A 25,525-nucleotide genomic window follows, 5' to 3' on the forward strand; every position below is an offset into this window, starting at 1 on the left:
GGGAAATGCGGTGAGGGACAGGACAGCATGAATACGGGCAGGGGAACGGGACCAGGCGGCCACCGGGCGCGCATGCGCAGGCGTATCCGCACGGCGGGCGCGCATTCTCTGGCTGATTATGAACTGCTGGAGGTTCTTCTGTTTGCGGCCGTGCCACGGCGCGATACCAAGCCGCAGGCCAAGGCGCTTGTAGCCGGTTTTGGCAGTCTTGAAGCCGTGCTGGACGCCAGCCCGGCTGCCTTGCGCGCGGCGGGGCTGGGACCGCGCGGGGTGGCGGTGCTGGGTTGTCCGGCACAGGTTGCGCGGCGTCTGGCCCATCCTGACCTGCGCGGACAGGTGATTTTCGCGGACATGGCGGCGGTGCTGGCCTATTGTGACCGGCTGCCCGCGCATGATCCCGACGGGTGGCGGCTGTTCCATCTTGATTCCGTGCGGCACGTACTGGCCGATGAAGCAGTCGGCACTGCCCCGCCGGCTGATATGTGCCGCGCCGTGCTCTCGCGCGCGCTGGAACTGCATGCCGTATCGCTTGTCGCGGTCAGGGACATGGGGCAGCAGAGACCGCCTGACGGGGGAAGTGCCGCCGACCTGCGGTTTGCCCGCATGCTGCATACCCATGCCCGCCTGCTGGGGCTGGTCATGCACGACTGCGTGGTGCGCGGCGGCGGAACATGCGTCAGCATGCGGGCGATGTTGCCGGAATAGACGCGATCAGGCGTGCGGATGGGCTTCGGCCGCGGCAAACTGCTGGCGGATGGCGTCCAGCAGTTCGGATGGCTGGCTGACCAGCGCATCGGCGCCAGCCTGCGTCAGTTCTTCCCGCGTGCCATATCCCCACAGCACGCCAAGGGCGCGGACGTGGTTGGCATGCGCACCGCTTATGTCAAAGCGCCGGTCACCGATCATCAGCGCGTCTTCACGCCGGATGTCATGTTCACGCAGCACGGCTGCGATCAGTTCGGGCTTTTCCGCGCCGCTGTCATCGGCGCGCGCGCCAGACAGACCATCGAAATACTGCACCAGGTTGCGCAGGTGCAGGATCTTGCGCGCAAGGTGGCGTGGCTTGGATGTCGCGACAAACAGCCGCACCCCTTCTGCCGACAGGGTTTCAATCACGTTGCGCATGTGGTCAAAAACCGGGCTTTTGTGCATGCCTTCCGATTCGTAATGCTTGCGGTAAAGCGCCATCGCCTCCTGCACCCGGTCATCGCCATAATGGGCAAGGATATGGGCGATCAGTTCCTCCAGCGGGGGGCCGACCACCCATGTCAGGTCGACCGACATGTCGGGCTCATGCCCAAGGTCGCGCAGTACGGCGTAAATGGACTCCACAATGCCATCGCGGGAACGGACGATGGTTCCGTCCAGGTCAAAAAGTACGGTATGGTTTTCATGAAACGGCATGCAGGTTCATAACCTCCTTATTTTGATCCGCATCATGCACCATCGAGGCGGCATTTGTCCTGAAATTGTTGGGAAATCACCGTTTGCACGATCACACATCGCCCGAACCGGTCACGATTCCCCTTGGCGGCGGCGTCAGCCGGGCGGATGACCATGCTTTCCTGCAGCGCCTGATCCGCACGCTTGATCCATCCCATCCCGCGCCAGACCGGCTGGCGGCCAGTTTCCTTGCCCGATTTGGCTCGGCAGGCATGGCGCTGTCGGCGCATGTGGGGGGACTGGATGAAGTAACGGGACGTGAAACCGTCCTGCCGCCCCTGCTGGCGGTGGTGCGGGAGGCGGCGCTGCGCCTGCACCGCGCCCGCGTGCGGCGCACGGACATACTGGCGGGGCATGCGGGGCTGGTGGCCTACCTGCAGGCCTGCATGGGCCATGAAGTGATCGAACAGTTCCGCGTGCTGTTCCTTGATGAACAGTTCCACCTTCTGGCCGATGAACTGATGGGCACCGGCACGGTCAACCATTCCCCGGTTTATCCGCGCGAAATCATGCGTCGCGCGCTGGCGCTGGGGGCAGGACGTCTGGTGCTGGCGCATAATCACCCTGCCGGCCAGCCGGAACCCTCGCCTGCCGATATCGAAATGACCCTGCGTATCGCCCAGATCGGCAGGATCATGCAGGTCACGGTGCATGATCACATCATCGTGGGCAATGGCTGCACCCACAGCTTCCGCGAAGCGGGCCTGCTGGTCTAGTTACGCATCATCCAACGGGCGCGCCAGCGGGCCGAGGGCTGCTTCCACCCCGAATTCACCGGGCAACGCGCCCTTGGGGAACAGCACGTTCACATGCCCCATCTTGCGCCCGGGGCGGGCTGCCGCCTTGCCGTAATGGTGCGCCAGCAGGCCGGGTGCCGCCACGATTTCAGGCCACAGGGCCATGTCATCGGGACCGATCAGGTTTTTCATGACGGCGTCACTGTGGCGGCTGGCGGATGGCAGCTTCAGGCCGGTCACGGCGCGGACATGCATCTCGAACTGGTCCACGGGACAGGCATTCATGGTCCAGTGGCCGGAATTATGGGGCCGGGGCGCAATTTCGTTCACGCGCAGGCTGCCGTCACGGTCCACGAACATCTCGACCCCCAGCAGGCCAGTCAGATCCAGCGCCGTGGCAATGCGGCGTGCAAGATCCTGCGCCCGTGCCGCAAGGTCGGGTGCGATTCGGGCCGGGGCAAGGCTTATGTCCAGAATGCCGTTGCGATGGCGGTTTTCCGTCACGTCAAAGGTCACGATATCCCCGCACGTATTACGGGCGACCATCACGCTGACTTCACAGGCGAACTGGACCATGCCCTCGGCCACCAGCGGGTGGGGGCGCAGGCTGTCGAATGCGGCGTCCAGTTCCGACGCATCATGGATGCGGGCCTGCCCCTTGCCGTCATAGCCAAGGCGCGTGGTCTTGAGGATGAAGGGGTAGCCCAGCGCTTCCGCCGCCTGGTCCAGGTCGGCGCGGGCATGCACGCCCCGCCACGGGGCCACCGGAATATCGTTTTCCGCCATGAAGGTCTTTTCGGCGATACGGTCCTGGCTCGTGCGCAGGATATGACCGGCGGGGTGCACCGGACGGATGCTGGACAGCAGGTCCAGCCCGTCGGCGCTGATATTCTCGAATTCAAATGTGATGACATCCACCGCGTCGGCAAAGCGGCGCAGGGCGTCATGGTCGTCATACCGGCCAAGGGTGATGGCATGCGCCACCTGTGCGGCTGGCCCGTCAGATTCGGTCGTCAGGATATGGGCGCGGTAGCCAAGGCGGGCGGCAGCAATGGCAGACATGCGGCCAAGCTGCCCACCGCCAACGATGCCCAGGACCGAACCGGGGGCAAGCTGCGTCATTGCACCGGTTCCTGCGCCACGGCTTCCGTCTGTTTCGCCCGCCATGTCGCCAGTCGTGCGCCAAGGGCCGGGTCGGACAGGGCAAGGATGGACGCTGCCATCAGCGCCGCGTTGGTCGCCCCCGCCTTGCCAATTGCCAGCGTGCCCACGGGAATGCCGCCGGGCATCTGCACGATGGACAGCAGGCTGTCCATCCCCTTCAGCGCATGTGATTCGACAGGAACGCCCAGCACCGGCAACGCCGTCCACGCAGCACACATGCCCGGCAGGTGTGCGGCCCCCCCGGCACCCGCGATAATGACCGACAGGCCACGTCCCTGCGCCGATTTTGCATATTCCGCCAGCCGGTCGGGCGTGCGGTGGGCGGAGACGATGCGCACTTCATGCGCGATATCCAGTGTTTCCAGCACGGCGGTGGCATGGCGCATGGTTTCCCAGTCGGACTGGCTGCCCATGATCAGCCCCACGCGCGGGGATTTCGTGCCGGAGGACGGAAGGGGGGAAAGGCTCACGATTGAAATACTCTCGTCAGGGAATCAGGCGATACTGTCGGGGATCATGCGGCTTTCCAGCCACGTGATTTCGTCCTTCAGCAGCAGCTTGCGCTTTTTCAGGCGCTGGAGCTGCAACTGGTCCGTCACCTGCTGGGCCATGCGGCTTATGACCGTATCAAGGTCGCGATGTTCGCTGCGCAGTTCGTGCAGCTTGCGAAGAAGGGTGTCCCGATCTGTCAGCATGGCGGCTCATCTGTTAAGTGGACATGTCGTATCCTAAGCATATCCGCCGCAAAAGGCGAAATGCCGGACACGATCCCCAGGTGCTGCAATTTTAGCATGGAAATTGCAGCATCGTCTGGTCTAGCCTGATCGGGTTGCAGTAAAGACGCTGGAGGATTCCATGTCGTACGAAGCACGTATCAACAGCCTTAAAACCCGTCATGCGCGGCTTGATGCCCGTATTTTCGATGAAGACCGCAGGCCCATGCCCGATGAGGGCGCGCTGCGGCGGCTCAAGCTTGAGAAACTTCGTGTGAAGGAGGAGATCGAGCGCCTGGCCCGGCTGGGCTGATCCCATCCCCGCCGCCCGGCATGCCGGGCGGCGGGATGTGTGTCAGATGCCGTGTTCGCTGTCGTCATCAAGTTCCAGCGGCGGCGGTACGGCCTGGCCTTCGCGTGCCAGCCGTTCATTGGCGGCGGCCACCATGGCGTTCAGGTCCGTCTGGCTGCACAGGCCCAGCGTCACCGGGTCACGTGGCTTGATGTTGGCGCTGTTCCAGTGCTGCTTGGTACGCACTTTCTCAATGGTGTCCTTGGTGGTGCCCAGCAGCTTGCTGGTCTGCTGTTCCGACAGCTGCGGGAAATTGCGCAGAATGAAGGCGATCGCGTCCGGACGGTCATTACGCTTGGCCACCGGAGTATAGCGCGCGCCCTTGGAGCGGCGGTTGATCGGGTTTGCGGGCGGAAGTCCCTTGAGGCGTTCCTCGGGGTCCTTTTCGCAACGCGTAATTTCCGCCTGTGTCAGCTGGTGGTGGGCAATCGGGTCATAGCCCCGGATTCCCTGTGCGACTTCCCCGTCCGCGATGGCCTGGACTTCAAGGGGATGCATTCCACAATATGCGGCAATCTGGGTAAAGGTCAGCGCCGTCTTTTCAATAAGCCACACGGCGGTTGCCTTGGGCATTAAGGGCAGGGCAGTCATTCTCAGGTCCTACAGCGTGTGGCGCCACACGCAGGCACCTGAAATGGTGTTTGAAACAGCCCCCTGACAAAACGGGAACCGTGCGTACCTGCTGGCGCGCCAGAAACAGAAAACACTCGTGGAAGTGATATGACGGTTGCGGGTGGCAAAGGTCAAGACTTCAATCCACCCGCCCCGGATGTTTCCCATCAATAAAAACAGGGGCAGGCCCATGGCCTGCCCCCGCAGCAAATACGCTATGATCGCCCTTTTATGCGGCACAGCTTGCACGCTGTGAGGTCGCGGTGGCATCTGCCGTGATCGCCCCGGCCACCCCGTCGGTTGCGGCTTCGACCGGTGGGGCGTTGTCGTCCGCCACGGCCTGACCGGAGGAAATGGGAATGCGGCGCGGCTTCAGCGCCTCGGGCACGATCTGGCGCACTGCAATGCGCAGCAGGCCGTTGGTCAGGTCGGCCTTTTCCACCACGACATGGTCAGCCAGCACGAAACGGCGTTCAAACGCGCGTGTGGCAATGCCGCGATAGAGTATTTCCCTGCTGCCCTGCGTGGCGTCGCTGACGCGGCCGGACACGATCAGGGTATTGTCCTGTACCGTCAGTTCAATGTCATCGGGACCAAAGCCCGCGACCGCCATTGTCAGCGTATACTGCGCGTCGGACAGTTTTTCGATGTTATAGGGGGGATAGGACGAACCGACCGGGTTCTGTGCCGCCGTATCGACAAGCTGGGCCAGACGGTCAAATCCTATGGCGCTGCGGAACAGCGGTGCGAAATCATAAGCCATGTGAAACCTCCATGAAGCAAGGTCTGCTGTCATGCGGTTCCCCGATCGGGCGAACCGCGATTTTGGGTGATGCGCACGGACCCGCCACGGGCGTCCGGCACATCCCAGACATGGGAATGCCCGGCCCCCTGTTCAAGGGACCGGGCATTGCCACAGACTTCAGACCTGATCGGGAGGAAGGGGCAATCAGCCCTTCTTGCGCTGGCCCAGTGCGCCGAACTTCTTGTTGAATTTGGCGACCTGGCCCCCGGTGTCCATCATGCGCTGCACGCCGGTCCACGCCGGGTGGGACTTCGGATCGATGTCCAGGCGCAGCGTATCGCCAGCCTTACCGTAGCACGAACGGGTCGTGTATTCGGTGCCATCGGTCATGATGACATTGATTTCGTGGTAGTCGGGGTGGATGCCGGATTTCATTTCAAACACTTTCGCGCTGGGCCCACCGATGCCGACCGGGGGCGTTGTATCGGCAGGCGTATAGACGACAAGTGCCGGCAAGATCAACACCCGATGGCAAGAAAAGCCCGTCCTGCCTGCTTCGTCCCCCGGTGTTACCCGCTTGCATCATGTTGGCGGAATGGAAAAGCAATACGATAATATATAGTCGTCATGATGTCAGGATGTTGCTAGAGCTAGGACGTATTCCATCAAATAAGGATTGGCATTCATGGCGAAACTGCCGGATCACGTGCCCGAACTGCACGTCAAGGATCTTCATGTACCCGGTTGGCTGGGGGAATTCCGCTCATTTCTCATGCGCGGCAATGTGGTTGACCTTGCGGTCGGTGTAATCGTGGGCGCTGCGTTCACCGCCATCGTGAACAGCCTGGTGAAGGATGTGTTCACGCCGGTACTGGGCCTGCTGATCGGTGGTATCGACTTTACCAACCTGTTCATCACCCTGCGTGGCCCGCACATGGCGACACTGGCCGATGCACAGAAGGCCGGTGCGGTCACGATCAATATCGGCCTGTTCCTGAACGCGGTGATCCAGTTTGTCATCATCGGTTTCGTGATTTTCTGGGTGGTGAAGGCCATCAACCGCCTGACGGTAAAAAAGGAAGCTGAAAAGCCCGCGACCCCGCCTGCACCGCCGCGCAATGAAGTGCTGCTGCAGGACATCCTTGACGTGCTGAAGACGGAAGCGGCCCAGAAGGCGGCCACGACCGCGCCCAAGGCCTGATCCCACATACTGGTTTCTGGACTGCAGGACGGGCACCCGGACGGGTGCCCGTTTTTTTTGGCGTGCCCATGACCGCCCTTGTGCCGGGGGGCAGGACTGCCCAATATCCCCCGGTATGGCGAAGGTGGCTGGCTTATGATTGATATTACACGATATGTGCGCGGGCGGCGGCTGGTCCTGTCGGCAGTGGTCCTGCTGGCGGGGTGCCATGCAGCCCCGCGGGCGGACATGTCCCGCCTATCGGCCCCGGCACAGGATTACCTGCTGATTACATCCTATTTCATGGCCGAAGGGGGCATGGTCAGCCGTCTGCAGGATGGCGGGCTGTCAGGACAGCAGGTGTACGACATGGCGACCTCGCTCAAATACGGCAAGAGCATGATCCTCGCTGCCCTGACCAGGCCATCGCGCAAGGCGCGCCGTAATGGGCGGCAGGCGGTGGAACTGATGGTGGCGTGCACCAACCAGCCCGACCCGTCCACGCTGGGCGGCAGGATGCCGGCCAGTTGTCTGCCGAACGGTCCCGCCAGTCCTGATGCAAAAGGGCGGATGCCGCCGCAACCGGCCACATCCGCCCATAAGTAAGAATATTGATAAATTAAAGTTCTGGGTGCCGCATTTTTTAAGGCGTCACCTTCCTGAAGCATTTTTGGAAAAGCTTCACCGAAAAACGTCTTTATGTCAGGGCTGGTCCCGCACGTATCCGTCGCGCGGGTGCCCCATGCCCGATGTCAGTTGCGCGCGGCTGGCCTTGCGTCGCGACGCAGGCGCTTTTCCCCCATCAGCAGCAGCAGCGGTGCCGCGATAAAGATGGAGGACGACGTGCCCACCACGATCCCGAACAGCATTACCCAGGCAAATCCTGACAGGCTGGCCCCGCCAAACAGCGCCAGCGGCAGGGCTGCAAGAAACACGGTCGATGACGTGCCCAGCGTACGGCTGAGTGTTTCGTTGATCGACAGGTCAATCAGTTCCGCCAGCGGCATGGTCCGGTACTTGCGCAGGTTTTCACGCACGCGGTCATAGACCACCACCTTGTCATTGGTGGAATAGCCAAGGATGGTCAGAATGGCGGCCACCATCACCAGATCGAATTCGAAATGCGTGATGACCAGAAAGCCAATGGCCTTGGTCAGGTCCAGCACCAGTGTCACCACCGCGCTGACCGCGAACTCCCATTCAAAGCGGAACCAGATATAGGCCAGGATCATGAGCAGGCTGATGCCCAGCGCCAGCATGCCGTTACGAAACAGTTCCTTTGACACCGAAGCGCCGACCGCATCAGCCCTCAGCACCTGTGCGCCGGGCAGGGTGCCGATGGCGTGGCGCACGGAATCGACCATGGCCTGCGTGCGCGCTTCATGGTCGGGTTCGCTGTCCGGTGGCGTATCGAGGCGGATCAGCACGTCATCCGGTCCGCCAAAGGACTGCACGCCCGCGGCATTCACGTGCTGGGCGCTCAGGGCCGCGCGGATGGTGTTGAAATCCGCTGGTCCCTGCGTGCGCGCTTCCACCACGATGCCGCCCCGGAAATCCAGCCCCAGCGTCAGGCCGGGATGGAAGAACAGGATCAGCGAGGCGACTGACAGCACCGCCGATGTCGCAAGCCCGATGAAGCGGCCGCGCATGAAGTTGATTTTCGTGCCACGCGGCACGAACCGGAGAAGGGGACGATCAAACATCATTCGGCGCGCCTCAGACCGGCAGGGTGCTGGGACGTGTGCGGGCATACCAGCGTACCATCAGCATCCGGGATAGAAGAAGGGTGGTGAAAAGGGTGGTCACGATACCGATCGTGATCGTGAGCGCGAAGCCCCGGACCGGCCCGGTCCCGAAAACGAACAGCATCACATGCGCCAGCAGGGCCGTGGCATTACTGTCCACGATCGTGCCGGTCGCGCGTTCGAAGCCTGCCTGCATGGCCTGCAGCGCGCTGCGGCCACGGGCCACTTCCTCGCGGATGCGTTCGTTGATCAGGATGTTCGCATCCACCGCCATGCCCAGGGTCAGCAGCATGCCCGCCATGCCCGGCAGGGTCAGCGTTGCCTCGAACAGCGACAGGATGGCCGTCATCAGCACTAGGTTGGCCAGCAGGGCAATGTTCGCGTACCAGCCAAACCGGCCATAGAACAGCGCCATGAATGCGATCACCAGCACGAAACCGGCGGCGAGGCTGTAGCCGCCCGCCCGGATCGAATCAGCCCCGAGCGACGGACCGATGGACCGCTGTTCGATCACGTTCAGCGGTGCGGGCAGTGCGCCGGCACGTAGCAGCAGCGCCATGTCGGTTGCCTGCTGCGCGCTGAAACCACCGGTGATCTGCCCGCTGCCGCCGGTAATGGCGGTACGGATGACCGGGGCCTCGATCACCTTGTTATCCAGCACGATGGCGAAGCGCTTGCCGACATTGGCCCGCGTTACCTCCCCGAATTCCTGCGCCCCGGTCGAATCGAAGGTGAAGTTCACTGCCCATTCGCCGCTCTGCTGGTCGATCGAGGCACTGGCGTTGGTCAGATCCGCGCCATCCACATCCACGTGCGAGAAGACCGGCAGCTTGCTCTGCCCGTCGGTCATGGGCAGCATTTCCACGCCCGGTGGCGGCACGGCGGACCCGATGGCGGAATCCGCGACCAGGTGGAACGTCATCTTCGCCGTGGTGCCCAGCAGGTTTTTCACCCGTTCGGGGTCACTGATGCCGGGCAGTTCGACAATGATCCGGTCATCGCCCTGACGGGTGATTTCGGGGTCGATGGCGCCGGTTGCATCAATACGGCGGCGTACGATCTCGATCGACTGGGTCACCGCATCATAGGCGCGCTGGCGTGCGGCCTCGGCCGACAGGGTGATGGTGACCTGACCGCCTTCGGCCTGTTCTACCCTGAATTCGTCCGGCACGTTCATCGGCATGGCGCGCAGCACCTTCAGGTCGGGCTGCGTTTCTTCCGGTGTGCGGGGCGTGAATGTCACGCCATGTGCGCTGGTGGTCAGATTGCGGTAGCCCAGCGAATTCTTCAGCAGGGTCTGGCGTGTTTCATCCTGCAGTCCGCGCAGCCTGTCGGCTGTCACACTGTTCATATCAACCTGCAGCAGCAGGTAGGACCCGCCCCGCAGGTCAAGACCCAGATGGATCTGCCGCCATGGCAGGGACGCCATGGGCTGGCGGATGACATTGGGCAGGCACAGCGCCAGCCCGATCAGACATACGCCAATGACCGAAGCCATTCTGAGCCGACTGTAATACATCATGACTTGATGGAGAGCTCCCTACGCCCGGCTGGCCGGTTCCCTTGTCCGGCATGGTCTAGTGTATCGCGTGTGCGAAAAATCAGTGGCGGGAACATGCCGGTCCCCGCCCGATGATGCAACCGCTGATACGCCGGCAGGGCCGCCGCCGTTGCCGTTTTGCCGCAATTTTCCCGCCCTGTCATGCCGCCCGTGCGGTCAGCGGGGGTGTGCGACGGGGTGGCGGGCTGCTAATCCGGAAAACAGCTACGGACCCGAAACAGGCAGGAAGGGCAGGACATGACGCAGGCGGGAATGCGGTTGTTACGCGTCGGCATTGTGGGGGCGGGGCATTTCGGCCGTTTCCACGCGCTCAAGGTACGGGCGTCCGCGCGTGAGGTCCTGACCGGCATCCACGATCCCGATACCACGCGTGCGCGCAAGGTCGCGGCGGAGGCGGGCGGTGCGCCCGTCGTGTCATACCCCGACCTGCTGGCCTGTTCCGATGCCATTATTGTCGCGGCCCCCGCCGAGCATCATTTCGACCTCGCCCGGCTTGCACTGGCTGCGGGAAAGCATGTGCTGGTGGAAAAGCCCATGGCGGAAACACTGGCGCAGGCTGATGAGCTTGCGCATCTGGCGCAGGTGCATGGCGTTGTGCTGCAGGTCGGGCACCTGCTGCGTTATTCCGCTGAACATCAGGCCATTACTGACCGGATTTCGCGTCCACTGTATATCGAGGCCACGCGCCTTGCGCCGTACAAGCCGCGCGGGACGGACGTATCGGTGATCCTTGACCTCATGATCCATGACCTTGATCTGGTGCTGTCCATCGTGGACAGCCCGATCGAAAGTGTCGATGCGCTGGGGGCTGCCGTCAGTTCACCTTTCGAGGACATCGCCAACGCCCGCGTGCGTTTTGAAAACGGCTGTGTCGCCACCATCGCGGCCAGCCGCATTTCGCTCAAGACCGAGCGGCGAATGCGCGTCTTTTCACAGGAAGGCTACCTGTCTGCCGATTTCATGAAGCGCGAACTGACCATGATCGGGCGCACGCGTGGCCTGCCTTTGCCCGGATCGGGCGGATTCCGGCGCGAATCCGTGACGTGGCGGGATCATGATACGCTGGCGGCGGAGCATACCGCCTTCGCGGCGTCCTGCCTTGATGGCGCGAAAGTGCTGGTGGATGCTGCGGCGGGCCGCCGGGCGCTGGCCGCGGCACTGGCGGTGACACAGGGAATCGCCGCCGCCCGCGCGCGGATGGAGGCGTCCGGCCTGATTATCCCCCCCGTTCAGGAAGACTGAAGCGTCTCACGCAGCATTTCGAGCTCCAGCCACCGTTCTTCCGCCGCTGTCAGGTCGGCTTCCGCCTTTTCCAGCGCGGCGGTGGTGGTGGTAAAGACAGCCGGGTCGCGCGCATACAGTCCCCCATCGGACAGGATGGCGCGCAGGCGTTCGATATCCGCCTCCAGCGCCGCCATCTGCTTCGGTAGCTGTTCCAGCGCGTGCTTGTCCTTGTACGACATCTTGCGCGCTGGCTGCCGGGGGGAAGCGGAAGGCGTCACATCGGTCTTGGCCGGTGTCGTTTCCGCGCGGTCCTGACGGGGGCGTGCAGCCAGCGTGGCATCCTGCCGCTGGGCCAGCATGTCGCTGTAGCCACCGGCATATTCCACCCATTTCCCGTCACCTTCCGCCATCAGGATGGAGGACGCGACCCGGTCAAGGAAGTCACGATCATGGCTGACCAGCAGCACCGTGCCGGAGTAGGCCGCCAGCATGTCCTGCAGCAGGTCGAGCGTTTCAAGATCAAGGTCATTGGTCGGTTCATCCAGCACCAGCAGGTTGGATGGCCGCGCCAGTGCGCAGGCCAGCATCAGTCGCCCGCGCTCCCCGCCTGATAACACGCCTACCGGTGTGCGCGCCTGTTCGGGGCGGAACAGGAAGTCCTTCATGTAGCCGATGACATGGCGTTTTTCATCGCCAACCTGCACCATGTCGCCGCCGCCACCCGTCAGCGTATCCGCCAGCGTGGTGTTGGGATCAAGCGAGCGGCGCTGCTGGTCCAGTGTCACGACATTGAGGGCGCTGCCGATATTGATGGTACCGGAATCCGGCTTGTCCAGCCCCGTCAGCAGGCGCAGCAGGGTGCTCTTGCCCGCGCCATTGGCACCGACAATCCCCAGCCGGTCCCCGCGCAGGACACGCAGGTCCAGATGGCTGACTACCGGGAGGGCAGGATCATAGGCGCGTGACATGTCTTCCGCCACCGCGACCAGCTTGCCCGACAGGTCGCTTTCGCGGGCTTCCATTTTCAGACCACCGGGCTGCCTTATGGCGGTGCGGCGGGTATTGCGCAGTTCGGCCAGTTCGGCCACGCGACGGACATTGCGCTTGCGCCGCGCGGTCACGCCGTAACGCATCCAGTCTTCTTCACGTGCGATCTGGCGGTCCAGCTTGTGGCTGTCGCGTTCTTCCTGCTCCAGCACTTCCTCGCGCCATGTCTCGAACCGGGCGAATCCCTGATCCAGCCTGCGGGTAACGCCCCGGTCCAGCCATACGACCGAACGCGACAGCGTTTCCAGCAGCCTGCGGTCATGGCTTATGATGACCATGGCCGATGACAGCGACAGCAGTTCGCGCTCCAGCCACTCAATGGTGGGCATGTCCAGATGGTTGGTGGGTTCGTCCAGCAGCAACAGGTCGGGTTCGGGGGCCAGGGCACGCGCCAGCGCGCAGCGACGGGCTTCCCCGCCCGACAGGGTAGCCGGGTCTTCCGTGCCGTTCAGGCCCAGTTCGGTCAGCAGCAGCTCGGCGCGGTATTCCGGATCACCCGGTCCCATGCCCGCGCGGACATAATCCAGCGTGGTGGCGAAGCCCGACAGGTCGGGTTCCTGCGGCAGGTAGCGCACGGTGGTGCCGGGCTGTACGAAAACGGTGCCGTCATCAGCCTGTATCTCACCCGCCGCGATGCGCAGCAGGGTGGATTTGCCACAGCCATTGCGCCCGACAAGGCAGACGCGCTCGCCCGGTCCAACGCCGAAGCCCGCGCCATTGAGCAGCGGCGCACCGCCAAGGGTCAGGGTGATGTCCTGAAGGAGAAGAAGGGGAGGTGAAGCCATGCCCACTTATGTATTCTCAACCACCCCATGCGCAAGGCCGGTGTGGGTTTAACGCCGCGCCGCGTTTTCAAGGATGTTCAGGAACGACAGCCCCCAGCCAAGGGCCGTGCGGTTGGCGATGCTGTTCCAGCATGCCTGCCAGCGTTCGCGCCGTTCTTCGGGCGACATGGCCAGCGCACGTTCCAGCGCATCGGCCATTTCATCATGATCCAGCGGGTTGACAAGTAAGGCCGCCTCAAGCTGCTTTGCGGCGCCTGCAAGACGCGAGAGGATCAGCACGCCGGGATTTTCGGGGTCCTGGGCTGCGATGAATTCCTTGGCTACAAGGTTCATGCCATCGCGCAGCGGGGTGATGTAGCCGATATCCGCCAGCCGCATGTAACCGGCCACGGTGGGCCGGGGGCTGCCACGTGTCAGGAAGCGCAGCGGGGTCCAGTCGGCCTGGCCCTTATGGGCGTTCAGCTTGCCGATCTGGTGTTCCAGCTTGTTGCGCAACGCCTGGTAGGACGGTACGTCTGTCCGGCTTTCGGCCGCGATCTGCAGGAACGTGACCTGCCGTTCCCGCCCGGGATAGGTTTCCAGCAGGCGTTCATAGCCCGCCAGCCGGTGGTCCAGCCCCTTGGTCGGGTCCATGCGGTCCACGCCAAAGACCAGCTTGCGTCCCGCCAGCGAACCGGACAGCCGGCGCAGGTCCTGTGATCCGGCGGCGGTGACGGCTGTCTGGGCAAAGGTCTGGGGATCGATTTCCACGGGAAAAGTGCCGACATGCACGCGGCGCCCTTCGAATGTCAGGGTATGGTCATCTTCTGCTATGGCCCCGGCCTTGCGGGTGGCGGCGAAAATGAAGTTGGCCGTGTCGTCCGCCGTCTGGAATCCCAGCAGGTCCGCCTTCAGCAGGTCACGCAGGAACGTGCCGCCATCAGGCGCCGTGGCCAGCATGTCGGGTGCGGGAAAGGGGGTATGGAGGAAAAAGCCGATGGGCTGACGCACGCCATGGCGGCGCAGCAGGGCGGGAAGCGGCAGCAGGTGATAGTCGTGTATCCAGATGACATCATCCGCGCGCAGCAGCGGCAGCAGGTTTTCACAGAACCGTTCATTGACCGACCAGTACGTAGCCAGTTCCCGCCGCTCGAAATGGATGTGCTCGGGCAGGGAGTGCATGAGCGGCCACAGCGTGGAATTGGAAAAGCCGGTATAGTAGTTGCGGTGTTCCGAGGGCGTCAGGCCGATGGTGGCATATTCCACCCCTTCCGCCTGCTGGATTTCGGGTGGCAGGTGCGCCGCATCGGGATGGCAGGTGCCGTTCCAGCCGAACCACATGCCCCCCTTGCGCGCCAGCAGGTCCTTCAGCACAACCGCGAGGCCGCCGGGGCGCAGCCCCTCCTTGGGAACGGGAACGCGATTGGATACGATGACCAGCCGTTTCATTACTGCCCTTTCTGATAAGCTGTCGCATGGCGGATCAGCCCCAGCCGACCGTGCGGCCGACGACTGGCACCATACACGCCGGGCCATACAGGGGGGATGGCACAGGCGCGGGACTGGCATGCGGCTGTGTCAGTTCAGGGATACGCCACCCGAAACCGCCTGATAGGTGGAAACCGCCAGCGTAAGCGGTTCAAAAGGCTTGGTGATGACGAATGCCGGTTCGATCGTATCGCCCGTCAGCAGGCGCTCGGGGTAGGCTGTGACGAAGATGATGGGAATGTCCTGATGCTGCAGGATGCTGGACACCGCCTTCATTCCGTCGCCACCGTCGCCCAGGTTGATATCGGCCAGGATCAGGCCGGGCCGGGTTTCGCGCGCAAGCTTTATGGCTTCCGCCTCGCTGCTGGCGACGCCTGCGATGGTATGGCCGCACTGGCGCACCAGTTCCTCGATATCCATCGCGATGATCGGTTCGTCCTCGATGATCAGCACGCTGGTCTGGGCGCATGAACGCAGGCGGGCGTGGGCATCCTCCAGTATGGTGGTGGCCTGTGCGGGGGGCAGTGACAGGACACGGGCGGCGTCGTTCACCGACAGTTCCTCAAGCGAGGTCAGCAGCAGCAGCTTGCGTCCCAGCGGCGGCATGCCGCCTGCCGCGTCTCCGCCGCCACCATGTTCGGCGTGGTGGCGGGATATCCACTGGTAAAGGCGCAGCCTTGGTGGCATGGATGGATCATCCACCGCCATGAGTTCGCGCAGGCTTTCGGCGACCAGCAGGTCGCCACTCGACTGGCTGCCACATAACGCCCGGGCGTAACGCCGGGCATAGGGCAGGGCGCGAAGCAGGTCTTGACGCCGTGATAGCGGCATGAGGCATTCATCTCCCCAGATAAACTGTTACACTCCGGATCATGACAGCGTTAGGCTGTGCTGCAAGAGTTGAAGAGTAAACAAACTGGAATCCAGAATACCACCCGATCCGTCAGCGGTCACGCACTTGCGTGGGGAGATCCTGTCCCTTCTGCCGCAATTACGTGGTTTTGCCCGTTTTCTGACCGGGCAGGCCGCGCAGGCGGACGACCTTGTCCAGGAAACCGTGCTGCGCGCGCTGGCGGCCCTTGAGCAGTTTACCCCCGGCACCAGCATGAAGGCATGGCTGTACACGATCGCGCGTAACCTTTTTTATGAACAGGTGCGCCACGGCCGACGCGAACGTGATGTGATGTCTGACTATGCCCATCGCCCCGATCAGCCCGAAAGTGGCACGGGGGAAGGGGAAGCGGACGCTCTGCGCGACCTCAATAGCGCGATCTGGCAGTTGTCCCCCCGCCTGCGTGAGGCGCTGGTTCTGGTTGGCGTGCAGGAAATGACCTATGCGGAAGCTGCACATGTATGTGGTGTGACGGTCGGCACCATCAAGGCCCGCGTCTCCCGCGCCCGCGCCCAGATCGTGGATTACATGGGTACCCGCCCTGATGACGGCTGAATGAAACCACGGCCCGCCTGCTCGCGTTTTCGTTATATGGGTGGATGTAACCTTTTGCCTTCCCCGTTCATTGCACCGGCATGAAGAACGACAACACAGGGGAGAAGAAGATGACCAACAGCTTTCATGACGAGATGATTGCAATCCTGCCCCGTCTGCGCGTTCAGGCCCTGTCGCTGACACGCAATCGTGCGGCAGCGGATGATCTGGTGCAGGACGCCGTGTGCAATGCGCTGGCAGCCCAGTACAGCTTTACGCCGGGTACCAATTTTTCCGCGTGGATGCACCGCATCCTGCGCAACCGCTTCATCTCCGACCTGCGCAAGAAGCGCGAAACCGGGAATATCGAGGATGTGCCCGCTTCCGCCATGGCGGGTAGCGGCGCGCATGAGGAACGCCTGGTGGTCAAGGAACTGGCCGAAGCCATGAACCGCCTGCCCGCCGACCAGCGCGAGGCGCTGGTGCTGGTGGTGATGCAGGGCATGAGCTATGACGAACTGGCTGCGGCGACTGGCTGCGCCGTCGGTACCGCCAAGAGCCGCGTCTTCCGCGCCCGTCGCCAGCTGGCCACATGGCTGTATGGTGAAGAACGCGATATTTCCACTGTCGAGCTGCGCGGCGCGGTGCAGCGCCTGCGCACACGTGTGCAGGCACGCCCTGCGGCATCAGTCTGATTGGGTGGATTCCCACTTTGAATTGCGGCATGAGTATGGCACTGACAGTGCTGTCTCCATACAGTATCTTGGAATTTGCAGGGTAAGATGCAGCCCTGACCCAGACAGGGATTGTGTGAAGTGGGAATTTACTTCGGGATAATGCGATGGCTCTGAAGGACAAGTGTCCTCCCAGGCAACCAGGAAAGAAGTCCATAAACAGATCGGATGATGCGTTCGAGCTATGGCTGAAGCGGGGGCTGCATCAGCTGTTTGACGACGTGACGAAAGAGCCCGTTCCCGAGGAACTCCTGCGTCTGATTGAGGAAGACCGGAAACGGACAAAATAACGGATGTCCGTATTCCCATCTTCCGGTCACGGCAGGCAGGTCCGCCACCGGAGCCTGTTCAGCCGTGTCGGTCGCGTGTTCGATGCCGTGCGTGGGCGGATGATGGCGATCATTCTGCTGGCTGCCATGCCCATTGCCCTGATCGGGGCGGTACAGGCATGGCATAGTTATCGCGCCACGCTTGAAGCGCCGGGGGACCGTACCGACCTTACGGTATCGCGCATCGATCTTGAACTGCGTCATGAAGCCGAACATTTAAGTTCCCTGCTGCAGGCCGTCTCGCGCATGCGGCTGGATGATGCGGGCCTGCGCCATATGCTTGAACTGGTGCAGTCGCTGACCGGGCGGCATTACAGCCAGATTGCGCTGGCGGATGACCGGGGCAACATCCTGACCGCTGTCGGGCCGCAGAAGGGATCCACCCCACTGGGCATGGACGCCATGCCCCGTTTCCAGGGGGATGTCGGGCTGGTGGCGCTGACCGATCCGCTCACCCATGTGCCCGCCTATTTCCGCATTACGGTTTCCACCACCATTTATGATGATGTCGGCAGGCCGGCCCGTCCGGGCTACCTGACGGCGGTCATGCCGCTGTCATGGCGCAGCGCCATACTGCAGGCCAGTGACCCGCGGATGGATCTGGTGCAGCAGAATGGCCCGGTCGAGGTATGGGTGGTGGACAGCCACGCCCATGCCGCCGTCCCCCTGTGTTCGGATTGCAACTGGTCGCCTCATCCGCCCGAACGTATCATGCAGTGGGCACGCGCGACCCTGGCGATGGGGGAGGAACATGCCCACATCACCCTGCCCGATGGGTCGTTTTCCATCGGTCGTGTGCAGGATGGCGTGCATGTCCTGACCATGACGCGCCGCAACGCGGGGGAGCGGCACGCGGTGGTGATGTTCGCCATATCGCTGGTCAGCAGCGGGCTGCTGCTGCTGATGGGGCTGCTGGGCGCATCCAAGAGTGCCGATGTGCTGGTGATCACGCCGTTGCGCCAGCTGACCACGTCGGTCAATCAGTGGCAGCTGGGTGGCATGTATGACGTGCGTTCCAACTGGGCCATGCCGCTGGAGGTCAGGCAGCTTGCCCATGCCTTCAGCAAGGCCACCCGCAAGCTGGCGCGACATGAAAAGCGGCTGGAACGCGCGCAGGCGCGGCAGGAACTGCTGCTTAAGGAAATGCACCATCGCGTCAAGAACAACCTGCAGATCGTAGCGTCGCTGCTGAACCTGCAGGCAGGCCGCATCCGCCAGCCCGCCGCACGTGAGGAATTCGCGCAGGCGCGTGACCGTGTGCGTGCGCTGGCCACCCTGCATCGCTATCTTTACGCCGATGGCGAACTGTACAGCCTGAATATGCAGAGCTTCGTGCGCGAACTGTGTGGCCAGATCATGCATGCCATCGGTGAATCCGACGAAAGCCGCATCACGCTGGATATCCGCGTCGATGATCTGCTGATGGTGCCCGACCAGGCGGTGCCGCTGGCGCTGATCGTGACGGAAGCGGTCAGCAATACGATCAAATACGCGTTTCCCGACCGCCAGCACGGCACGCTGGAAGTCGGGCTGCGCGCGCTGTCCGGTAACCGGGCGTGCCTGTGGATCGCCGATAACGGCGTGGGCATGGCGGCGGTGCGCAATCATCCCGGAACAGAGGAAGGGCGCAGCGGCATCGGCATGCAGCTGATCCGTGGCTTTGCCCGGCAACTGGGTGGTGAACTGCAGATGTTCGAGGAAAACGGGACACGTTATGTCCTTGTTTTTCCACTAAAGCAGCCCGAACAGGATGAAATGGCGGGCTGAATCCATGCAAAAATGCATGGCAGAGTTATGGTGTCGTCAGTTTCCGGCCGTGGATGATGGCTGTCCCTGTGTCGTGTCCTTCGGTATAGGGAGCGGTCATGAACGATGACAAGACAGTGATGAAGGCGTGGACAAGGGCACAGTCGCGTCTTGGGCGCCGGCAGGCCATGCCGGTTGTGTTGCTCGGGCTGGCCCTGGCCGCGACTGCGGTGGGACAGGTCTGGTGCATTGCCAGCGTGCTGGCCAGCGTGCTGGTGCCTGGCGGGGAACCGGCGGTGACGTGGGCGCTTGCGGGGCTGGTTGGGCTGGCCATCGTGCGCGCTGTCTTGCAGATGGGGGCGGACATCCTTGCCGCCCGTGCGGGCATGAAGGCGCGCGCGCGGTTGCGTGGCGGGGTGCTGGACGCCATCCTGCGCGGTGGGCCGGGACTGCTGCGCAGGCACCATACGGGGGAACTGACTGCACTGGCCGTTGACCGGATCGAGGCGCTGGATGGTTTCTTCGCCCGCTGGCTGCCGGCTTCCGTGCTGTGGGTCGCGGCCCCGCTTGTCATCGGTGTCCTTGCCGCCTTCGTTCAGCCGGGCTCGGCTCTGATCATGGCGATATGCGGTATTGCCGTACCGTTCGGGCAGGCGCTGTTCGGGATCGGGGCGGCGGTTGCCTCGCGCAACCAGTTCCTTGCCATGACGCGCCTGCAGGCGCGCTTCCTTGACCGTGTGCGCGGCATCGCCACCATTGTCCTGTCAGGCCGGACGGAAGATGAAACCCGCAGGCTTGCCGCCGCGGCGGAGGAACTGCGCGTGCGCACTATGAAGGTGCTGCGGGTTGCGTTCCTGTCATCGGCCTCCATCGACTGCGCGCTGGTCGTGGCCCTTGTGCTGGTGGCGCTGCGCAATGGCGCGCAGCTCATGGCGCTGCATGACCAGGGGGGCGTGCCTGCGACTGTTATGGCAGCCCATGTCGCGCGCGGGCTGTTTGTTGTGCTGCTGGTGCCGGAATTCTTTGCCCCTTTCCGCAGTCTTGCGCTGGCGTATCAGGATCGCGCCCATGCATCGGGCGCGGCTGCGGCCATGCGGATCCTGCCGGACGCGGCGGCAGTGCGCGCGGCTGGTCAGGCGGTGTGCGAAACGGGGCAGGGCGTCAGTGTCGCGTTTGAACATGTAGGCTTTACATGGGACCCCGCACGCGGAGCGACGCTGGATGATGTCTCGTTCACCGCACCCGCCGGACAGACGCTGGTGCTGTGGGGGGCGTCGGGGTCGGGCAAGTCGACCATAATCGAAATGCTGCTGGGCTTCATCCAGCCCGAAAGCGGGCGCATCACCATCAATGGTGTCGACATGGCCACCATCGAACCTGAAACACTGGTCGCCATGACATCATGGATTGGCCAGAAGCCGGTGTTGTTTGCAGGCACCCTGCGCGAAAACATCCTGTTCGCCCGTCCCGATGCGACGGACGATCAGTTGCAGGCCGCCATCAGGGCGGCAGCGGCGGATGCATTCATCGCCAATCTGCCACGCGGGCTTGAGACCCTGATTGGCGAAGGCGGGTTCGGTCTGTCGGGCGGGCAGGCGCAGCGCGTGGCGATTGCGCGCGCCTTCCTCAAGGACGCGCCGCTGCTTCTGCTGGATGAACCGACAGCCCACCTTGATCCGCAGACCGAAGCCGACGTGTTCGCCAGCCTGCGTGCGCTTGCGGCCCATCGCACGGTCATCCTTGCCAGCCACTCTGCTGCGGTGGAAGGGTTCGGGGGACAGCGGGTGGATCTCGATCATGGCCGTATTGTCACCAGTGGGGAGAATGCATCGTGAAGTCCTCGGAAAACCGGGAATTCGCACGGCTGGCGCGGCGTGAAGGCGTGATGGGGCCGGTGCTGCAGATCCTGCATATATGGCAGCGTCGCGCTCCGCTGCTGACGGCGGGCGCGCTGTTGTCGCTGCTGGCCGTGCTGATCGGCCTTGTGCTGATGCGCGAGGCGGGAATGCGGGTCGCGGCCATGACGGTGGGCGTGATCGTGGTGACGACCGGCGCGCTGCGTATCTTCGGCAGTGCACGGGTAATCCTGCGCTATACCGAACGTCTGGTCACGCACGATGCCATGTTCCGCGCGCTGGCGGATGTGCGGGTATGGTTTTTCCGTAATCTGGCGCGGGGTGCGGCGGCTGGTCTGGGCTTCCGCCGCGCGGGTGACCTGCTGTCGCGGCTGGTGTCCGATGTCGAGACACTGGACGGACTGTACCTGCGCATCATCATTCCGCTGCTTGGTGCATGTCTGGTGCTGCCGTTCCTGTTCATCGCCATCAATATGGTCAACACCGTGCTGGCGGTCGTGGTGGCGGGACTGTTTGTCTGCGGTGCGTTTGTCCTGCCCCTGATCGCTGCGATGATGGGGCGGCGTGAGGGTGGTCAGGTCAACCATGCCAGCGCGCAGCTGCGTATTGGCGTGCTGGACATGGTGGGGGGGCTGCGCGAAATCGCGACCTTCGGGGCGGAGGGGCGCATGCTGGCCCATGTCCGTGACCGTGATGACGCGCTGTATCGCGCACAGATGAAACAGGCCCGGATGCTGGCCATGGCTGGGGCCGCATCCTATCTGTGCGGGCAGGCGGCGGTGGTGGCGGTGCTGGCTGCCGCTCTTGGCCTGGGCCTGCCGCATATTGCGCCCCTGCCCGCGGCGGCCGTGCTGTTCCTGACGGTTGCGGCATTTGAAAGTGTGGGCGGCCTGACCCGTGCTGGCGCGCTGGCGGGCAGCATTACCCGGGCTGCGGCCCGGGTCGTGGCCGTCAGTGAAATGCCTGAACACGCGCCCCCTGAAGGTACCGAACCCGCACCGGCAGGCAGCGATATCAGCTTTGGGCATGTATCCTTCCGCTGGAGCGCGAACCGTGCCCCGGTGCTGGATGACCTGAACCTGTCCATTCCGGCGGGCCAGCGTATTGCGGTGCTGGGGCCGTCGGGTGCGGGCAAGTCCACGCTGGCGGCGCTGCTGCTCAAGGCGGTGGCGCCTCAGGCGGGGTGCATTACGCTGGGTGGGCGTGATATCGCCACCATCCGTGATGATGACCTGCGCGGGCGGATTGCGTGGCTGTCGCAGGCGACGCACCTGTTTGCCGATACGATTCGTGCCAACCTGCTGCTTGGTCGTCCCGACGCGGGTGAAGCCGATCTGTGGATCGCGCTGGAACAGGCGCGGGTTGCGGACGTCGTGCGCGAACTGCCCGATGGGCTGGATAGCTGGCTGGGGGAAGGGGGCGCCAGCCTGTCAGGCGGGCAGGGCAGGCGGCTGGCGCTGGCGCGTGTGCTGCTGTCACGCGCGCCCATCCTGATACTGGATGAACCGGCCACCGGACTGGATGCGCGTACCGAGCAGGAATTCCTCCAGACCCTGAATGATGTGACCCATGGCCGTACCGTCATCCTAATTGCGCATCGTCTGACAGGTGTCGAGAAACTGGATAAAGTATGGCGTATTTCTGACGGAAAAATGGTCAGTGCCCATTCATGAAGGGGTGGCCATGCTGGTGGAAAGGATTGACGCGGCTATTTCCACAGGGCACGAAGTAGCGGAAAACCGGATCGGGTATACCAGAAGGCTGATAGCGATCCGTCTTGAATCCCTGAATCAGGAGTGAATCCATCATGCGTCGCCTGTCCCTTCTTCTTGGTCTTGGTCTGCTGACAGGGTGTGCTGGTGGCCATCCGGGTAAATATGTCGTGTTCTTTACCCAGAACTCCACCCAGCTCGACACGCCGGCCCAGATGGTGATCACACAGGCCGCCCAGCGTGCGGTATCGACCCACGCCAGGGTTCGGGTTGAAGGCTATGCCGCCGCCAGTCATGACCTGTCGGCAGATGAACTGCTGGCGATCGACCGCGCCAAGATCGTGGCCCGCCAGCTGGCGGTTGATGGCGTGGACGCCAGCCGGATCAGCCAGCAGCCGCGTGGCCCGCTGAACAACGAAAACGGCGCCCTGGCGTCCCGCCGCGTCGAAATCGAGGTTGGTGGACGCTGAACGACGGCCTCCCTCCTGATGATATGACGGCTGGTGACGGCGCAGCACGCAACCCGCGTGATGTGCTGGCCGAGGTTTTCGGCTTCCCTGATTTCCGTGGGCTGCAGCAGCAGGCAGTGGATGAGGTCATGGCAGGCCGGGACTGTCTGGTGCTCATGCCCACCGGCGGCGGCAAGAGCGTATGCTATCAGGTGCCCGCCCTTGCGCGGCCCGGCACCGGCCTTGTCATTTCCCCCCTGATCGCGCTGATGGATGATCAGGTCGCGGCCCTGCGCCAGCTGGGGGTAAATGCGGGCGCGCTGCATTCCGAACAGGAAGCCGATGATGCCGCCCGTGTCCGTTCGGACCTTATGGCCGGGCGGCTGGACATTCTTTATGTCTCGCCAGAACGGCTGCTTTCCCCCGGTATGCTGGAACGGCTGGGGCGGTTGACGCTGTCGGTCATCGCGATTGACGAAGCCCACTGCATTTCCGCCTGGGGTCATGAATTCCGGCCCGAATACCGTGAACTTGCGGCCCTGCCGCAGCATTTTCCCAATGTGCCCCGCATTGCCCTGACGGCCACGGCGGATGCGCGCACGCGTACCGACATCCTCGATGCGCTGGCGATGCCGGATGCCACGGTGCTGAAGGCAAGTTTCCACCGGGCCAACCTTGATATTGCAGTAAAGCCCAAGACATCGGAACTGCGTCAGTTGACCGGGATACTGGACCGCCATCGCGGGGCGGCATCCATCGTCTATTGCGGCAGCCGCAGCAAGACCGAACGGATTGCACGCTCACTTGCAGGCAAGGGATATGCCGCGCTGCCGTTCCATGCCGGCCTGTCGCCGGTGGAAAAGCGTGCTGCCCTCATGCGGTTCCGTTCGGGCGAGCCGGTGGTGATCGTTGCCACCATCGCCTTTGGCATGGGCATTGACCGGCCTGACGTGCGCGCCGTGGTGCATCTGGACATGCCATCTTCGCCCGAAGGGTATTATCAGCAGATCGGCCGCGCCGGGCGTGATGGGGAACTGGCCGAAACCGTATTGCTGTATGGCGGCGACGACATGGCCCGTGCCCGGTACTGGCTGGAACAGTCCAACGCGCCTGATGCCCAGAAGCGGATCATGAGCGCCCGGCTGGAAGCCATGATCGCCCTGACCGAGACCACTGGCTGTCGTACGCAGGCCCTGCTGTCGTGTTTTGGCGAGGAACTGTCCACCGCCTGCGGTCATTGTGACAACTGCCGCAATCCGGTCGCGACGTTTGACGGCACGGTGGCGGCGCAGAAGGTGCTGTCGGCAATCTATCGCACTGGACAGCGTTTTGGTGCGGTGCATGTGGCGGGTGTGCTGCGTGGCAAGGCATCGGATATGGCCTCCCGCCATGGCCATGAAAAGCTGAGTGTGTTCGGCATCGGCCGCGACCATCCCGAACCTTTCTGGCGTGGGGTGATCCGCCAGCTGATCGCCCGTGGCGCGATAAAGGTGACGGGGGAATATAATGCCCTTGCCCTTGAGGAAGGGCGCGCCCGGCCCATATTGCGTGGCGAGGAGCAGATCATGCTGCGCGAGGACGCGGCCGAGGATCTGAAGGCGGCGGGACGCGGTTCAGGCGGCGGCCAGCGGCCCCAGATGGCTGACCTGACACCAGAAGCCGCAGCGCGCTATGAGGCGCTGCGGCAATGGCGGCTGGGGGAGGCGCGGGAACAGGAAATCCCGCCTTATGTCATTTTCCATGATGCCGTGCTGCATGATATTGCCCTTGAACGCCCGACCACGCTGGATGAGCTTGGCATGATCCGGGGGGTGGGTGGTTCCAAGCTGGCCCGGTATGGTGCGGCGGTACTGGATGTACTGACTGATATCGGTGCCTAGCCCGTCATGCCGCGTTCGCGTGGCGTGTTCTGTTCCATTGCGTAATCAGGAAACGGTTTTGCATGCGTTGCCCTTTTTGTGGAAATGACGATACGCAGGTGAAGGACAGCCGCCCGCATGAAGATGGCGCGGCCATTCGGCGCAGGCGCATATGTGGATCATGCGGGCAGCGCTTCACCACCATCGAACGCGTGCAGCTGCGCGACCTTATCGTGGTCAAGGCCGATGGCCGCCGCGTGCCCTTCGAACGTGACAAGATGGCGCGTTCGGTCCGTATCGCGCTGCGCAAGCGCCCGGTCGAGGCAGATCGGATCGAACGGATCGTCAATGGGCTGGTCCGTCATCTGGAAGCCACGGGGGAGACGGATATTCCCTCACGCGATATCGGGCGGCTGATTATGGAAACGCTGCGTGAAATTGATTCGGTAGCCTATATCCGTTTCGCAAGCGTGCATTGGGATTTCCGTGAAACCAAGGATTTCGCGGATATTCTGGACACGATCTCGGCTTCCGTCTCGGGTGAGGAGGGTGAAGACTTTCCCCCATCGGGCTCCAGGGACAAAGATTGAACTGGACCCCGCCACGCAAAGAGGCGATGAAACGCAGAATTCGCAGCAA

The 25,525-nt window shown here is 63.2% G+C and carries 27 protein-coding genes; 15 read left to right on the forward strand and 12 right to left on the reverse strand.

Features of this window, described 5'->3' with window-relative positions:
* Window positions 1-27: 27 nt before the first annotated feature.
* Complete coding sequence (locus tag ACE2AA_RS15355; protein ID WP_395370369.1) at window positions 28-705, forward strand: JAB domain-containing protein; 678 nt, start codon at window positions 28-30, stop codon at window positions 703-705.
* Window positions 706-711: 6 nt separating this feature from the next.
* Here the strand turns inward: ACE2AA_RS15355 and ACE2AA_RS15360 are convergent, their stop codons facing one another.
* Window positions 712-1,404, reverse strand: coding sequence for an HAD hydrolase-like protein (locus tag ACE2AA_RS15360; protein ID WP_110556709.1), 693 nt, complete (start codon window positions 1,402-1,404; stop codon window positions 712-714).
* Window positions 1,405-1,487: 83 nt separating this feature from the next.
* On the opposite strand from ACE2AA_RS15360, the gene ACE2AA_RS15365 reads away from it, so the two are divergent.
* Window positions 1,488-2,159 carry a RadC family protein gene (locus ACE2AA_RS15365; protein ID WP_395370370.1) on the forward strand — a complete coding sequence of 224 codons (672 nt, stop codon included), beginning with the start codon at window positions 1,488-1,490 and terminating at the stop codon, window positions 2,157-2,159.
* Here the strand turns inward: ACE2AA_RS15365 and ACE2AA_RS15370 are convergent, their stop codons facing one another.
* From ACE2AA_RS15370 to ACE2AA_RS15380, 3 genes are read right to left on the reverse strand one after another with little or no spacing between them, the layout of a single operon-like run.
* Entirely contained in the window at window positions 2,160-3,302 is a 1,143-nt protein-coding gene (locus ACE2AA_RS15370; protein ID WP_141302469.1) for a 5-(carboxyamino)imidazole ribonucleotide synthase, read from the reverse strand.
* Window positions 3,299-3,814, reverse strand: coding sequence for a 5-(carboxyamino)imidazole ribonucleotide mutase (purE, locus tag ACE2AA_RS15375; RefSeq protein WP_141262304.1), 516 nt, complete (start codon window positions 3,812-3,814; stop codon window positions 3,299-3,301). Before purE ends, ACE2AA_RS15370 begins: the two co-directional genes overlap by 4 nt.
* Window positions 3,815-3,838: 24 nt before the next feature.
* Window positions 3,839-4,039 (reverse strand): YdcH family protein, encoded by a 201-nt coding sequence (locus ACE2AA_RS15380; protein ID WP_010507587.1) that lies wholly within the window; start codon window positions 4,037-4,039, stop codon window positions 3,839-3,841.
* Window positions 4,040-4,199: 160 nt separating this feature from the next.
* Between ACE2AA_RS15380 and ACE2AA_RS15385 the strand changes: the two genes are divergently transcribed.
* Window positions 4,200-4,370, forward strand: coding sequence for a YdcH family protein (locus ACE2AA_RS15385; RefSeq protein ID WP_010507586.1), 171 nt, complete (start codon window positions 4,200-4,202; stop codon window positions 4,368-4,370).
* A 42-nt stretch (window positions 4,371-4,412) separates the two neighbouring features.
* Here ACE2AA_RS15385 and ACE2AA_RS15390 read toward each other — a convergent pair whose 3' ends face one another.
* From ACE2AA_RS15390 to rpmE, 3 genes are all read right to left on the reverse strand, one after another.
* The gene (locus tag ACE2AA_RS15390) at window positions 4,413-5,000 is read right to left on the reverse strand and encodes a DUF1013 domain-containing protein (RefSeq protein WP_141262305.1); all 588 of its coding nucleotides are present in this window, start codon (window positions 4,998-5,000) and stop codon (window positions 4,413-4,415) included.
* 250 nt (window positions 5,001-5,250) lie between these two features.
* Window positions 5,251-5,784, reverse strand: coding sequence for an Hsp20 family protein (locus ACE2AA_RS15395; RefSeq protein ID WP_395370371.1), 534 nt, complete (start codon window positions 5,782-5,784; stop codon window positions 5,251-5,253).
* A 186-nt stretch (window positions 5,785-5,970) separates the two neighbouring features.
* Window positions 5,971-6,201 (reverse strand): 50S ribosomal protein L31, encoded by a 231-nt coding sequence (gene rpmE, locus ACE2AA_RS15400; protein ID WP_010507580.1) that lies wholly within the window; start codon window positions 6,199-6,201, stop codon window positions 5,971-5,973.
* A gap of 250 nt (window positions 6,202-6,451) precedes the next feature.
* Between rpmE and mscL the strand changes: the two genes are divergently transcribed.
* On the forward strand, window positions 6,452-6,967 hold the full coding sequence (gene mscL / locus ACE2AA_RS15405) for a large conductance mechanosensitive channel protein MscL (RefSeq protein ID WP_141262307.1): 516 nt from the start codon (window positions 6,452-6,454) through the stop codon (window positions 6,965-6,967).
* A 135-nt stretch (window positions 6,968-7,102) separates the two neighbouring features.
* Window positions 7,103-7,552, forward strand: a complete 450-nt coding sequence (locus ACE2AA_RS15410; RefSeq protein ID WP_395370372.1) for a hypothetical protein — start codon at window positions 7,103-7,105, stop codon at window positions 7,550-7,552.
* Window positions 7,553-7,698: 146 nt separating this feature from the next.
* On the opposite strand, the gene secF is transcribed toward ACE2AA_RS15410, so the two are convergent.
* Window positions 7,699-8,649 carry a protein translocase subunit SecF gene (gene secF / locus ACE2AA_RS15415; RefSeq protein ID WP_141302519.1) on the reverse strand — a complete coding sequence of 317 codons (951 nt, stop codon included), beginning with the start codon at window positions 8,647-8,649 and terminating at the stop codon, window positions 7,699-7,701.
* 13 nt (window positions 8,650-8,662) lie between these two features.
* Window positions 8,663-10,213 carry a protein translocase subunit SecD gene (gene secD, locus ACE2AA_RS15420; protein WP_141262309.1) on the reverse strand — a complete coding sequence of 517 codons (1,551 nt, stop codon included), beginning with the start codon at window positions 10,211-10,213 and terminating at the stop codon, window positions 8,663-8,665.
* A 276-nt stretch (window positions 10,214-10,489) separates the two neighbouring features.
* Here secD and ACE2AA_RS15425 point away from each other — a divergent pair, with 276 nt between their 5' ends.
* On the forward strand, window positions 10,490-11,494 hold the full coding sequence (locus ACE2AA_RS15425; protein ID WP_395370374.1) for a Gfo/Idh/MocA family protein: 1,005 nt from the start codon (window positions 10,490-10,492) through the stop codon (window positions 11,492-11,494).
* Here the strand turns inward: ACE2AA_RS15425 and ACE2AA_RS15430 are convergent.
* From ACE2AA_RS15430 to ACE2AA_RS15440, 3 genes are all read right to left on the reverse strand, one after another.
* The gene (locus tag ACE2AA_RS15430; RefSeq protein WP_395370376.1) at window positions 11,482-13,308 is read right to left on the reverse strand and encodes an ABC-F family ATP-binding cassette domain-containing protein; all 1,827 of its coding nucleotides are present in this window, start codon (window positions 13,306-13,308) and stop codon (window positions 11,482-11,484) included. The two genes, ACE2AA_RS15425 and ACE2AA_RS15430, sit on opposite strands and share 13 nt — an antisense overlap.
* Before the next feature lie 48 nt (window positions 13,309-13,356).
* The gene (locus ACE2AA_RS15435) at window positions 13,357-14,736 is read right to left on the reverse strand and encodes a trehalose-6-phosphate synthase (RefSeq protein ID WP_395370378.1); all 1,380 of its coding nucleotides are present in this window, start codon (window positions 14,734-14,736) and stop codon (window positions 13,357-13,359) included.
* Between the two features lie 129 nt (window positions 14,737-14,865).
* Window positions 14,866-15,606 (reverse strand): response regulator, encoded by a 741-nt coding sequence (locus ACE2AA_RS15440; RefSeq protein ID WP_141262314.1) that lies wholly within the window; start codon window positions 15,604-15,606, stop codon window positions 14,866-14,868.
* A 127-nt stretch (window positions 15,607-15,733) separates the two neighbouring features.
* Between ACE2AA_RS15440 and ACE2AA_RS15445 the strand changes: the two genes are divergently transcribed.
* The 9 genes from ACE2AA_RS15445 (at window position 15,734) to nrdR (ending at window position 25,476) form a co-directional block, all read left to right on the forward strand.
* Window positions 15,734-16,222, forward strand: coding sequence for a sigma-70 family RNA polymerase sigma factor (locus tag ACE2AA_RS15445; protein ID WP_141262315.1), 489 nt, complete (start codon window positions 15,734-15,736; stop codon window positions 16,220-16,222).
* A gap of 110 nt (window positions 16,223-16,332) precedes the next feature.
* Entirely contained in the window at window positions 16,333-16,896 is a 564-nt protein-coding gene (locus tag ACE2AA_RS15450; protein WP_395372234.1) for a sigma-70 family RNA polymerase sigma factor, read from the forward strand.
* A gap of 146 nt (window positions 16,897-17,042) precedes the next feature.
* Window positions 17,043-17,225, forward strand: coding sequence for a hypothetical protein (locus tag ACE2AA_RS15455; protein WP_010514389.1), 183 nt, complete (start codon window positions 17,043-17,045; stop codon window positions 17,223-17,225).
* 3 nt (window positions 17,226-17,228) lie between these two features.
* Window positions 17,229-19,031 (forward strand): sensor histidine kinase, encoded by a 1,803-nt coding sequence (locus tag ACE2AA_RS15460; RefSeq protein ID WP_193557718.1) that lies wholly within the window; start codon window positions 17,229-17,231, stop codon window positions 19,029-19,031.
* A 98-nt stretch (window positions 19,032-19,129) separates the two neighbouring features.
* On the forward strand, window positions 19,130-20,845 hold the full coding sequence (cydD, locus tag ACE2AA_RS15465) for a thiol reductant ABC exporter subunit CydD (protein WP_141262316.1): 1,716 nt from the start codon (window positions 19,130-19,132) through the stop codon (window positions 20,843-20,845).
* Window positions 20,842-22,539, forward strand: a complete 1,698-nt coding sequence (cydC, locus tag ACE2AA_RS15470; protein WP_141302487.1) for a thiol reductant ABC exporter subunit CydC — start codon at window positions 20,842-20,844, stop codon at window positions 22,537-22,539. Before cydD ends, cydC begins: the two co-directional genes overlap by 4 nt.
* Before the next feature lie 134 nt (window positions 22,540-22,673).
* A complete protein-coding gene (locus ACE2AA_RS15475) occupies window positions 22,674-23,048 on the forward strand; it encodes an OmpA family protein (RefSeq protein ID WP_141262318.1) in 375 nt (124 codons plus the stop codon).
* A gap of 23 nt (window positions 23,049-23,071) precedes the next feature.
* On the forward strand, window positions 23,072-24,907 hold the full coding sequence (recQ, locus tag ACE2AA_RS15480) for a DNA helicase RecQ (RefSeq protein WP_395370382.1): 1,836 nt from the start codon (window positions 23,072-23,074) through the stop codon (window positions 24,905-24,907).
* 62 nt (window positions 24,908-24,969) lie between these two features.
* Window positions 24,970-25,476, forward strand: a complete 507-nt coding sequence (nrdR, locus tag ACE2AA_RS15485) for a transcriptional regulator NrdR (RefSeq protein WP_141302489.1) — start codon at window positions 24,970-24,972, stop codon at window positions 25,474-25,476.
* Window positions 25,477-25,525: the final 49 nt, after the last annotated feature.

The organism is Komagataeibacter diospyri (assembly GCF_043995075.1).
GTDB lineage: Bacteria > Pseudomonadota > Alphaproteobacteria > Acetobacterales > Acetobacteraceae > Komagataeibacter > Komagataeibacter diospyri.